The sequence below is a fragment of the Plesiocystis pacifica SIR-1 genome (assembly GCF_000170895.1).
Classification (GTDB): Bacteria; Myxococcota_A; Polyangia; order Nannocystales; family Nannocystaceae; genus Plesiocystis; species Plesiocystis pacifica.
Map to the genome: position 1 here is coordinate 1 of NZ_ABCS01000171.1, position 11,818 is coordinate 11,818.

11 protein-coding genes are annotated in these 11,818 nt (G+C 69.8%); 5 read left to right on the top strand and 6 right to left on the bottom strand.

Features of this window, described 5'->3' with window-relative positions; translation table 11 throughout:
• A partial coding sequence (locus PPSIR1_RS49850; protein ID WP_006977003.1) for a response regulator occupies positions 1 to 514 on the bottom strand: 514 nt, incomplete at its 3' end.
• 88 nt (positions 515 to 602) lie between these two features.
• On the opposite strand from PPSIR1_RS49850, the gene PPSIR1_RS39870 reads away from it, so the two are divergent.
• From PPSIR1_RS39870 to PPSIR1_RS51130, 5 genes are all read left to right on the top strand, one after another.
• Complete coding sequence (locus PPSIR1_RS39870; protein WP_198154724.1) at positions 603 to 1,850, top strand: methyltransferase domain-containing protein; 1,248 nt, start codon at positions 603 to 605, stop codon at positions 1,848 to 1,850.
• 70 nt (positions 1,851 to 1,920) lie between these two features.
• Positions 1,921 to 3,042 (top strand): sigma-54-dependent transcriptional regulator, encoded by a 1,122-nt coding sequence (locus PPSIR1_RS39875; RefSeq protein WP_275935402.1) that lies wholly within the window; start codon positions 1,921 to 1,923, stop codon positions 3,040 to 3,042.
• Positions 2,997 to 3,329: a helix-turn-helix domain-containing protein gene (locus PPSIR1_RS51090; RefSeq protein ID WP_476704298.1), complete on the top strand. Its 333-nt coding sequence runs from the start codon at positions 2,997 to 2,999 to the stop codon at positions 3,327 to 3,329. The genes PPSIR1_RS39875 and PPSIR1_RS51090 overlap by 46 nt, the downstream gene beginning before the upstream one ends.
• Before the next feature lie 644 nt (positions 3,330 to 3,973).
• Positions 3,974 to 4,624 (top strand): prepilin-type N-terminal cleavage/methylation domain-containing protein, encoded by a 651-nt coding sequence (locus PPSIR1_RS39880; protein ID WP_006977007.1) that lies wholly within the window; start codon positions 3,974 to 3,976, stop codon positions 4,622 to 4,624.
• 86 nt (positions 4,625 to 4,710) lie between these two features.
• Positions 4,711 to 5,373, top strand: a complete 663-nt coding sequence (locus tag PPSIR1_RS51130) for a type IV pilin protein (protein WP_006977008.1) — start codon at positions 4,711 to 4,713, stop codon at positions 5,371 to 5,373.
• A gap of 94 nt (positions 5,374 to 5,467) precedes the next feature.
• Here PPSIR1_RS51130 and PPSIR1_RS45270 read toward each other — a convergent pair whose 3' ends face one another.
• The 5 genes from PPSIR1_RS45270 to PPSIR1_RS39910 all read right to left on the bottom strand — a co-directional run.
• Positions 5,468 to 7,675, bottom strand: coding sequence for a protein kinase domain-containing protein (locus PPSIR1_RS45270; RefSeq protein WP_006977009.1), 2,208 nt, complete (start codon positions 7,673 to 7,675; stop codon positions 5,468 to 5,470).
• Complete coding sequence (locus tag PPSIR1_RS48885) at positions 7,672 to 8,526, bottom strand: DNRLRE domain-containing protein (protein ID WP_157596483.1); 855 nt, start codon at positions 8,524 to 8,526, stop codon at positions 7,672 to 7,674. Before PPSIR1_RS48885 ends, PPSIR1_RS45270 begins: the two co-directional genes overlap by 4 nt.
• Before the next feature lie 53 nt (positions 8,527 to 8,579).
• Positions 8,580 to 9,377, bottom strand: a complete 798-nt coding sequence (locus tag PPSIR1_RS39900; protein ID WP_006977011.1) for a hypothetical protein — start codon at positions 9,375 to 9,377, stop codon at positions 8,580 to 8,582.
• A gap of 360 nt (positions 9,378 to 9,737) precedes the next feature.
• Positions 9,738 to 10,535, bottom strand: a complete 798-nt coding sequence (locus PPSIR1_RS39905) for a hypothetical protein (RefSeq protein ID WP_006977012.1) — start codon at positions 10,533 to 10,535, stop codon at positions 9,738 to 9,740.
• 74 nt (positions 10,536 to 10,609) lie between these two features.
• A partial coding sequence (locus PPSIR1_RS39910; RefSeq protein WP_232296639.1) for a PEGA domain-containing protein occupies positions 10,610 to 11,818 on the bottom strand: 1,209 nt, incomplete at its 5' end.

Consider the following 11,818-nt stretch of genomic DNA (forward strand, 5'->3'; position numbering starts at 1 on the left):
ACGCGGGCGGTGCCGCGGGCTTGCGCGTGGCCGGAGGTGCCGCGGGCTTGCGCGACGCGGGCGGTGCGGCTGGCTTGCGCGCTGCGGGAGCCGCCGCGGGCTTGCGCGCTGCGGGAGCCGCCGCGGGGATCCGGGCGCCGCCTGCGATGGCGGTGTTGACCTTCTCGATGAGCTGAGCCGTGTCGAATGGCTTGCCGATGAAGCCATCGGCCCCCGCCGCCGAGACGTCCGCCTCGGAGATCGGCGAGTTCTTGGCCGGGATCAACATCAGGACGGGGATCTTCGCCGTCGCTGGGTTGGACTTGAGGGCCTGGACGACCTCGAAGCCAGAGGGCTCGCCTTGAGCGAGGGTGTGGTCGACCAGGACCACGTCAGCTTTCATTTGCTTGGCGCGAGCGACGGCTTCGGAACCCTTGCTCACCGCGGTCACCTTGGCGTCTTCCGCCGCAAAGGTGATCTTGATGGCCAAGCGCATTGTCTTGGAATCGTCGATCGCAAGGATCTTGGTGGGCATGTATTTACGTCCCCCGAGCGTTCGGTGTGGCGTGGAAAGGCGTACCATGGGCGCTGTGAGCGGGTCAACGAAACGGCACGAAGCAGCCGTGCCACCTGCCGACGCTGCCGAACCAGACGACCCCGGCTCGGCCGAGCCCCCCCTCGCCCCCGAGCGCAAAGACCCCGACGGCGCGCCGACGAGCGACGCCGCGTCGCCCCAAACGAGCGTGGACGAGCCCTCCGACCCACAGCCACCCACCCCCGCTTCCCCGGTCCAAAACGGCTCAGAAAGCCAACCTGCCGGGCCCTCGGCCGCCCAGCGCATGCAGATCGACGCGCCCATCGACCTGCGCGCCCGTGTAGCCCCTCGGGTCGGGCCCCGGGTCCAGCCCCGGCCCCGGCCCAGCGACGACTCCACGGAAAGCGGCTCGCTCCCGGCCATGACCGGGCCCTACGCGGTCGGCAGCCCCTGGTCGAGGCTCGTCGACAGCCTGATCGGCGACATTCTCCTCGGCCACGTCCCGGGTCGGCGGGTCCTCGACCTCGGCTACGGCAGCCCCGAGATCGCCGAATGGATCAGCGAGCGGGTCGGCGATCGGCTGTCGATCGTCGAGAAGGGCAACCTCGAGACCATCCCCAAGCAGATCGTCGAGGCCTCGGGCTTCCTCCCGGCGACCGAGCTCTATGGAGAGGACGGCACCCTCAACCTCCCCGACCCCGACGAGCTCCTCGCCCGGGCGGAGGGGGAGCCGGGCGTTCACCTGCACGAATACCGCGACGCCAGCTTCGACGTCGTCTACTGCCTGCGGACCTTCCCCCACCTCGGCCACGACACGGAAACCTCAGAGCGGCTATCCGTTCAGCTGTTGCGCGAAGCCGCGCGGGTGACCGCCGACGGGGGGACCTTGTTCGTGCAGATCGCCAACCCGCGCAGCCTCCGGGGCATCGTCGAGGGCATCCGCAACCCCGTCACCGTCGTCTCGCGCCGGCGCATGATCCTCGGCGATCGCTACGGCCTGACCCGCTGGGACACCCTCCCCCGCTTTCAGCGCCTCGTCCCCCAGGAGTTCGAGCTGCTCGGCGTACACGGCCTCGGCGTGCTCATCCCCCACAACGCCACCTTGCAGATCCCCGTCGTCGGGCGGCTCCTCGCCCGCCTCGAGTGGGTTCTGCGCGACATGGGCGTGGTCCGCCACTTCGGCGCGCAGCTGCTCGTCGTGCTCCGACGCCTGCACCGCAGCGATCCCTCGATCCGCGAGGGCGGATCGCCGCGCACCTCTCTCTCCTCGAGCCTGATCAGCGCCATCTCGGCGTCGAGCTCCGGATCCGCGAGCATCTCGCGGCCCAAGTCCTGATCCCGGCTCTACGGCCGGGTGGGCGACTGCTAGACCCCCGGAGGCCAGGCCCGTCCGGTAAGCTGTGGCGGTGGCAGTTGCCAACGCCCTCCCAGGCCGGGTGCTGATCGTCGACGACGAAGTCGGCATGCGCGAATTCCTGGCCGTTTGTCTCGGCCGTGCAGGTCACGAAGTCACGGCGGCCAAGTCCGGCGCCGACGCCCTGCGCCTCCTCAGTGAAGAGGAAGGTCGCTACGACGTGGTGATCACCGACCTGACCATGCCCGGGGTCCCTGGCATGGAGGTCCTCCGCCACGCCTGCGCCCTGCCCTCGGCCCCCCAGGTCATCATGGTCACGGCCTACGCGACCACCGATACGGCCGTCGAGGCCATGAAGATCGGCGCCTACGACTACCTGATCAAGCCCTTCAAGGTCGACGAGATCCAGGTCGTGGTCCAGCGAGCCCTCGAGCGTCGGGCCCTGAGCACGGAGAACCGCCGGCTCCGCGACGAGCTCAAGGGCGTGCACACCCTCGATCGCATGGTCGGGCGCTCCGAGGCCATGCAAAAGGTCTTCGAGCTCGTCCGCCGGGTCGCGGCGACGCGCACCAACATCCTCATCCGCGGCGAGTCCGGCACGGGCAAGGAGCTCGTCGCCCGCGCCCTGCACAAGCTGTCCGAGCGCGCCGAGGGCCCCTTCGTGCCCGTCAACTGCGGGGCCATCCCCGAGCAGCTGATGGAGTCCGAGCTCTTCGGCCACGTCAAGGGCGCGTTCACGGGGGCCGCCGCCGGGCGCCGCGGGATGTTCGAGGTCGCCCAAGGTGGCACCTTGTTCCTCGACGAGATCGGCGAGATCGACCCGGCCACGCAGGTCAAGCTGCTGCGAGTCCTGCAGGAGCGGGCCATCCGTCCAGTCGGCGGCAACGAGGAGGTCGAGGTCGACTGCCGCGTCGTCGCGGCGACCAACCGCGACCTCGAGGCCGCCGTCGAGGCCGGCGAATTCCGCCAGGATCTCTACTTCCGCCTCGACGTCGTGCGCATCGTCCTGCCGCCCCTGCGCCACCGCAGCGAAGACATCCCGCTCCTCGTCGAGCGCTTCTTCGACCGCTTCAACCGCGAGATGAAGCGCAACCTCGAGGGCGTCTCGCCCGAGCCCTCGACTGGCTGCTGGCCTACGACTACCCCGGGAACGTCCGCGAGCTCGAGAACCTGATCGAGCGCGCCGTGCCCTCGAGGCCTCGTCCATGCTCGCGCCGACCACTTCCCGAGCGCAGCCGACCACGGCCCACCACCAGCGCCCGCGGGCCCGAGTTCCCCATCGATCTCGACAAGAGCCTCGCCGAGCTCGAGCGCGAGCTGATCCTCGCCGCCCTCGGCCAGTCCGGCGGCGTCCGCAAGCGCGCCGCCAAGCTGCTGGGCATCAGCTTCCGCTCGCTCCGCTACCGCCTGCAAAAGTTGGGCATCGAAGTCGGACGCAGCTCCGACGAGGTCGGCAACTGAGTTCTGTTTTGCCCCCACAGCCGGCTGGGACCGGGGGCGCTTCGTCGCTCCGCTCCTCCGCTTTGGCTTGGTGGGCAATGAAGTTCGTGCCTTGGAGAAGGCTCGTGGTCGCCCCCGCTCGCGGGGGCGTGGATTCATTCACAGTCTCTGATACGAAGCTGACCGCTCGGTAGTCCGCGGGGGGGGCTGTTTCATCCTTGGTAGGCCGAAGCCTCGACTTCGGTGATGGCCGACCCTCTGCGTTCTGGTTTGCCCCCACGGCCGCCTGCGACCGGGCGCGCTTCGTCGCTCCGCTCCTCCGCTTTGGCTTGGTGGGCAATGGACTTGGTGCCTTGGAGAAGGCATCTGAGTCGTGGACGTGGGGCATCGTGACCCACGTTGAAAGCTCGCATACCCGATCTCGAGGGTGACCCATCCGGTCACCCTCGCGTCTTTCGTCGGCCAAATGGACATTACACGGCAATTCATCGCCAAGATTGAAATTGCCCCTTCCCTAACTTATTGAGATCATTTCAGATGTCGTGAAGAGTTCAATCGGTACGCGTCATGCTTCCAAGGGGAGCGAACGAATGGCAAGCAAGCCCAACACTGTCTGCGCAAATGCGCGTCATGGCCTCCTCGCTCCAGCGAGTTCGATGCGCCTGATGCAGTCGCAGACGCAGCGGCAAACGCAGCGAGGCTTCACGCTCGTCGAGCTCCTGACGGTGGTCGCGATCCTCGGGATCATGGCCACCCTCGCCATCGTTGGATACACGAAGAACATCCGCAACGCGCGGCGGACCGAGGTCATCGGCGACCTGTCCAACCTCTCCCTGCGCGAGAACAACATGCTGTCCCTTCGGGGTCACTACGCCTCGACCTCCTCGGACGAGAACGAGACCTACCCGGTCGCGCCCGGCGATCTCCAAAACGAGACCGACGCGATTCAGTGGTACGCCGACCAGGAGGCCTACACCCGCGACGCCGTCGCTGCCGGCACGCCCTACTTCCAAGAGGGCGGTGCGGAGCACGGCTTCGACGTGCTCGGCTTCATGCCCGAAGGCGGCAAGAGCTTTTGCGCCTACGGGGTGATCGCGGGCGACGGCTCGACCGGTGAGTACGGCGACGTGCCCCCGGCCTCGCCCCTGGCCGCCGAGGTCTTCCCCGCCGGTCCCCAGCTCGACCGCTTCTACGCCCGCAACTGGTTCATGGCCTTCGCCAAGTGCGACTTCGACCGCGACGGGACCTTCTGGGAATTCACGACCGCGCACTTCACCTCCGACGTATCCATGGGTGACAGCAACATCGGCGAGTGACGCCGACGCCCACGCTCGAAAAACATCACGACGACCAACGATTCGACACGCGACCTGGGACGGTCACGCAAGCAAAGGACAGGACAATGCACATCAACATCCAGAAACTTCAGGCCGCGAAGAAGAACGCCAAGGGCTTCACCCTCATCGAGCTCATGATCGTCGTGGCGATCCTCGGCATCCTCGCCGTCGTCGCCGTGCCCGCGCTGCAAAAGTACATGCGCCGCGCGAAGACGGCCGAGGCCAAGACCCAGCTCGCCAAGATCTACGACGCCGCCTCGAGCTTCTTCAAGGCCGAGCACGCCGACCGTGGCGCGACCGCCTTCATCTCCGCTGGCGCGAACGTCCAGGACATCGCCCCCCACCGCTGCCCCCACCCCGACGGCTCGCCCACCGGTGGTGAGGCCGGCATCACGCCGCCCGAGGCCTTCAACTGCAACTTGGGCCCGGGTGGTCGCTGCATCCCCGCCGCCGGTGGCGGCGGCGCGGGCTACTACGACATCGCGCTGTGGAACGACAACCCCGTGTGGAACGGCCTGAACTACATGCAGGAGCAGGGCCACTACTTCCACTACAACTTCATCGCCGTGAACACGATCACCGGTTACGGCACCTGCCAGTTCACCGCGCAGGCCTTCGCCGACCTCGACGATGACTCCGTGTTCTCGACCTACGAGCGCTCGGGCGCCGGCGACATCCAGGGTGTCAACGCGGCCATCGGCCTCTACGTCGACCAGGAGGTCGAGTAAGCCGTCGAGTACGCGACGCTTTGCTCGCAACGCGAAGGGCACCCCCAAGGGTGCCCTTTCGTTTTGGTTGCGGCCCCAACAGTCAGCGCAAAGGTCAGCCCTTGGTGCCGAGGAGCTCGAGGCGTTGCCTGGCCCGGGCATGGTTCAGCGCCGCGGCCTGCTCGTAGTGGGTCCGCGCGCAGCCGTAGTCCCGCACCTTCATGCACGCGTCCCCGGCGAAGATCCGCAGCCGCCCCTGGCGAGGGCGAATCTTCACCGCCCGCTCGGCGTAGTCGAGGGCGTCCTGGTAGTCGCCGCTGTCGAAGTTGATGCGGTGCAGGCCCACGAGGGCGTCGAGGTCCCGGGGGTGATCGCGGAGCACCTGGGTGTAGAGGCGCTCGGCCGCCTTGCGCCGCCCCGAGGCGTAGGCGCGGCGGGCCGATCGGAGCAGGTCTTCACGCACGCTGTCGGCGTCGTTCGCCTCGGAGGTGCCGGTCTCGTCTTCGCTCGGCGCATCGAGCTCGCCGGTCTCGGTCCCGCCGGTCTCGCCGGTCTCATCCGTCGCCGAGTCGACGACGGGCCCGGGGATCACCGCTGCGGCCATCGCTGGACGGGGCTCCGGCTCGGCCTCTGCCTCTGCCTCGATGTCCTCGCGGAGGCGCTCGAGCTTCGCCGCCTCTCGGCTCGAGAGGCGGTCGCTGGCCAGCACCCCATCGAGCCCGCGCTGACGCGCCGCCGGATCGGGATCCGCGAGGCTGTCGAGGACCTCGACGTCGAGCAGCTCCTCGCGGCTGAACTCCCCCGTGGACGCCTGCTCGCGGACCTGCGCCAGCACGGCAGGACGCAAGCGCGCCCGCGAGCCGGCCCGGGCGTGGTCGGGGTTGAAGAGCAGCGCCTGAGTGTAGAACTCGCGGGCGAAGCCGCGGCCCCCGTCGGCGTCCCAGTAGGTGTCCCCGAGGCCGACCAGGGTCGTGCTGAACTGCTCGCGCAGCCGCGCGCCGCTCACCCGAGCCCGCGCCGAGTCCAGGCCCTCGATGCGCTCGACCATGCGGTAGGCGGTGTCGCCCTCGGGATCGTCGGGGCTCGGATAGACCCAGCGCGCTCGATCGCCGGCCGCGTGCGCGCGATCCTCGAGCTCGCGCAGCTCGGCGTCGACGATGGCGTCGAGCTGCGCCTGGGTCTGCGCCCGCGCCCGCAGACCCAGGCCGCCCACGAGCGCCAGCGCGGCCGCCAGGCCCACGCTCACCCCGCGGACCCGTCGCCGACGGCGACGCCGGGCGTGCCACTGTTGGTCGCGCAGCGCCTTCAGCCCGCGCTCGAGCCGAGCCCGGCGGCGCTCGTCGTCGAGCTCGGGCACCGGCAGATCGTCGACGGCGGTGCTCAGGCCGAGCTCGAGCTGCGCCTCGATCAGCGCCGCCTCGAGCTCCTGGGCGCTGGCGTAGCGCTCCTGGGGAACCTTGGCCAGGCAGCGCAGCACGATCGCGTCGAGCTCCGGGGGCAGCGGTCTGTGGCTCGAGGGCGGCTCCGGGCTGCGCTCGACGTGGGCCCGGCAGACCACCGCCGAGCTCTCGCCCATGAAGGGCAGCTGCCCGCACGCGAGGTGGTAGAGCGTCGCGCCGAAGCAGTAGAGGTCGACGCGGGTGTCGAGCTCGAGGCCCAGGTAGAGCTCCGGGGCCATGTAGGCCGGCGTCCCGCAGCGCCGCGTGCCCTCGGAGCCGATCAGCGTGGCCAGGCCAAAGTCGACGATCTTGACCCGCTCCCGCCCCTGGGCGTCGCGGGTCAGGACCAGGTTCTCGGGCTTGATGTCGCGGTGGATGAGGGCGTGGGCGTGGGCGTCGGCGAGGCCCTTGCAGACCTGCCGGGCGATGGCGAACCACCGGCCCACCTCGACGCCGCTGCCCTCGCAGCTGGCCGACAGGCTCGGGCCCTCGAGCAGCTCCATGGTGAACATCGAGCGGCCGTCGGCGTACTCGCGGAAGTCGAAGACCTCGACGATCCACGGCGAGCCGAGCTGGCTGAGCATGCGCGCCTCGGCCCGAAAACGCCGGGCCCGGCCCTCGTTGTGGCCGGCGTGGAGCAGCTTGGCGGCGAAGCGCCGCTCGATGTCGAGGTGCCGGACCTCGAACACGACCCCGGCCACGCCCTGGCCCAACCAGCGCACGATCTCGAGGCGAGTCCCCGGGAGCACCGAGCCCGCGCGCAGGGCCGTCAGCTCCTCCGCCGGGCGCAGCACCCCTCCGTCCGCGGAGTCCTCGGTGTCCTCCTGGGTGGCCCCGAGCACGATCGAGCTGACGGGAGCGCGACGCTCTCGAGCCTCGCTCACCAGCTCAGCTCCAGGGTCAACCTCGGGCCAATCGCCGAGGGGTGCTCGGCGCTTCGGATCGTCACGAGCACCGGGCTCATGGTCCGAATGGCGATGCCGTGGGGGAGCTCGCCCCAGAGCTCGAGGAGCGGCCCGAGATCGAGGTTGTTGGTCCCGTCGTTCGTCACGTAGTTGACGGGCATCCCGGGGGCGAGGTCGGGCTGACTGAACCACGTCACCGTCTCGGGGTTCCACGGCTCGTCGACTCGGAACACGTCCAGCGCGGCGCCACCGCCCGCGTCGATGCGGATCCGCAGGCTCGCGCTTTGAATCTCCGCGCCCTCGGGGAGCTGGTCGAGCAGGGGCAGGTGGATCAAGGCCTGTCGCTGGTCGATCGCCACGTTCAGATCGGGCGCGCTCCCGAAGTTGGCCTGGGCCATGTTCCCGTCGACGAAGGTGTCGGCTTGGATGTCGAGGTCCAGCGAGGCCGAGCACACGCCCGCGTCGCAGTCTTGGAACCCGCCGCCGAACAAGCAGCTGTGCCCACAGCCGCCGCAGGTCTCGGGGTCGTCCACGCTCGACTCGCAGCCGGGGACTCGAGCGTCGCAGTCGATCAGCCCTTCGGGGCACAGATCGTCGTCGTCGTCGCCCTCCTCCGAGCCGTCGCCCATCCCCGTATCGGTGTCCGTGTCCGTCCCCGTATCCGTGTCATCGCCGGAGCTCGCGTCGCCAGAGCTCCCGCCTTCGCTCGAGCCCGACTCGCTCCCGCCCCCGGACTCGCTCGTGTCCTCCGTGCCGACCTCGTCGTCCGCCGAACCACCGTCGAACTCCGGGTTGGGCTCGAGCCAGCACGCCATCGCGAGCGCGGCCACGCCCACGGGCCAGGCCCTGCTCCACACCGCTCGTCGATCGCCGCGCACCATCGTCAAAAGCTCCCGCTCACGCCGACCCCGATCAGTCGGGCCTGCGCGCGTCTATCTTGCCGCGCCCACACGCTCAGCCCGACGCCGCCGCCGGCCAGCGCGACCCCGGCGACGGCGAAGCCAATCCCGGCGGGGAGGGTGTCGAGCACGTAGCGGCAGTCTCCGTCCGCGTCGACGTCGGCGCCCGAGCACAGCTGACCGTAGGGTCGACCGTTGGTGGCCATGAGCGCGATGCCGGTGATCGTCAGGGCGGCCCCCGTGCCGATCGCGGCCCAACCCGCGGCGCGCGCCCATCCCCGTCCGGAACCGGGCGGCTCCTCCGGGCCACCGCTCCCGGACCCGCCCACGAGCACCGGCCCCGGCGAATCCTCCCCCGGCTCGCGCCCGACATCGCTCGCCGGCTCGGCCGTAGCGAGCTCGAGCAAGGTGCACATCCTGCCGACGTCCGCCGCGATCTGCAGGCGCACCTCGGCCAAGCTGCACAGTTCGCAGCTCGTCTGGCGACGCAAGGGCTCGTCGAGCGTCGGGTGGGTCAGGGCCCAGTCCAGCAGGTACATGCGGTCTTCTCCGCTCAGCGCGAGGCTCAGGATGGGCGCGTCGGCTTCGCAGCTGGGACCGACGCACGGGGGCGGGTCACAAGCACCATTCAAAGACCGCGCCAGGGCTTCCTCGAGAGGCTCACGATCGCGCTTTGGGAAGCCGGGGGCGAAGTGAACACCAGGGTCGACGGGCGCCGCCTCGGGGCCCGCGACGACCGAGGCGAACCCGAACTCGGTGCCAGGACCGAGCGCCAGAGCCACCAACGATGCTGTCCACAGAGCCACCACGCGCCCGATCAGTCTACTCGATCTGCCCGCCGTGCCAGCTCCGGGGAGCGCGCGTCGAATCTCAGCAGCTTGCTAGCAGTCGCCCACCCCGGCCGCGCCGGGACCCATGATCCACGAAAGCGTCGTCTACGGACTCAGCTGGCGTTGAACCCGTGGGCGGCTGCCTTTCTCGGTAGGCCGGGGATTTTCTCGGCGCGGGCCACAGTGCGTCACCGGCGTGCGAGACCGCGAAGCCAAAACGAAGCTGTACCGGGTGTACTGCGAGCTTTTGGCGACAAAGGACTCGCGCGTCGGGGGCGTGCTGTGGCTCGTGTCGAGGAAACCCCCGGCCTGCTAGTCCCGCAACAACACGTAGAGGTCGGGGTGCACGTAGGGCAGGTCGGCCTGGTGCTCCGCCTCGAAGTCGGCGCGCAGCCGCTGGACTTGCTCGAAGCCCGCCTCCCCGACGACGGACTCCAGCTTTTGCCGCAGGAGGCGGCGATGCTCCTCGTCCTCGGCCTGCATCAGCTGGCTCTCGAGGAATTGGATCGCCAGCTGATCGGCGCCGCCTTGGGTCACCAAGGTCGCGGCGAGCTGCCGAACCAGCGGGGGGGCCCCAAACGCGGCCGCCTTGCGGATCAGCGCCGTGCCCTCCTCCATCGCCAGCTCGCGCTCGACCTCGTCGTAGCCCGCCACGCTCTGGACGTCGCGGGTCAGCAGCATGCCCAGGGCGAACAAGAGCTCGTGGTCCTCGGGGAAGTGGGCGATGCCCCGGCGGTAGAGCTCGATGGCGCGGTCGACCATGTCGCGGTCGATGGCCTCCCCGCTGTAGATGAACGCGACCCCCCCCCACGCGTAGGGGCGCCGAAACTGCGGCGAGAGCGTGTAAATCGCCTCGAGATACTCCATGATCCACGAGTAGTTGGTCGCGCCGATGCGGTCGCCGGCGAAGATCACCGCGCGGATCCAGATCAGGTCCGCGAGGGCCTCGCGGTAGCCGAGGCTCATGGGCTGGAGGTGTTGCGGCGGCGGCAGGTAGAGCACGTCCGCGTCGCGGGGGAACTCGGCGCGGGCGTCACGAACCGTCTGGTGGGTCGTCACGCTGAGGGCCCCGAGCACGAGCAGGGCAGCGAGGCCGCCGATCCTCCGCATGGCCAGAGGATAGCAAAAGCGAAGGGGCCCTCCGCGGAGAGCCCCTTGGTCGGGAGTGCAACGCTGGCTCGGGCCTACTTGGCGCCCTTGAGCAGCTTGGACTCGCCGTCGCCGACGCTGACGCTCTGCTTGTCCGAGCCGCCGCCGTCCCACTTCCACTTCACGGTGTGCTTGCCAGGGGCGACCTTGACGAACACCGGGGTCTTCTTCGACTGCTTCTTGCCGTCGACGTAGACCGTGGCCGGGGGGTTGCCCGGGGCCGTGCCGATCTTGAGCTCGGCGGTCTTGGCCTTGGCGGGGGCCTTCTTCTTGGCCGGCGCCTTCTTCTTGGTCGGGGCAACCGCCGGCTCGGGCGTGGGCGCAGCCGCGCCGCCGGCCTTGACCAGGGTCAGCGAGACCTCCTGGTTCGCGTCGCCGGTGAACACCACCGGCACGCTGACCTTGTCGTAGCCTTCGGCGGTCGCCTCGAGCTTGTAGTCCGTGCCCGCGGCGCGGGTCAGCGGGTGGCTGTAGGAGGCCTGGCCCGTGCCCACGGAGGTCGGGGTGTTGCCCGAGACGAGGGTGACCGCGGCGGTCGCCGGCTCGACCTTGATGGTCAGGGTGACCGCGGCCGACTGCAGCTTCATGGGCAGGCTCAGGGTCTGACCACCGGTGATGGTCACGTCCTGCGTGAAGGGCATGAAGCCGTCCTTGCTGATCTCGAGCTTGTGCGCGCCCTCGGTCAGCCCGGTGATCACGCGGGGCGAAGCGCCGGCGTGCTCGGTGCCGTCGACCTTGACGGTGGCGTCGGGCGGGGTCAGCTCGAGGCTCAAGCCGCCGACGGCGGCCACTGCCGCGCCCTCGTCCTCCTCGCCTTCGTCCTTGCCCTCACCGCGGCCGAATACGAAGAAGGCGACGAGCCCCAAGATGGCGAGGGCGCCGCCGATGATCCCGATGATCAGGAAGACCGGCGTCTTCTTTTGCTCGGGCTCCGCCATGGCCTGCTGGGCCATCGCGGGCTGCGTCGTGGCGGCGCCGGGCTGGACCATGCCAGGCTGCGACATGGGCTGGCCCATGCCGGGCTGGCCCATGCCGGGCTGACCCATGCCGGGCTGGCTCATGCCGGGCTGGCTCATGCCGGGCTGCGACATGCCAGGCTGGCTCATCCCAGGCTGCGACATGCCGGGCTGCGACATGCCGGGCTGCGACATGCCAGGCTGACTCATCCCCGGTTGGGGGAGGCCAGGCGAAGGGCCGTGGCTCGCCGGGCGCAGCGGACCGCCGGGGCCCGGGAGGCTCGCGCC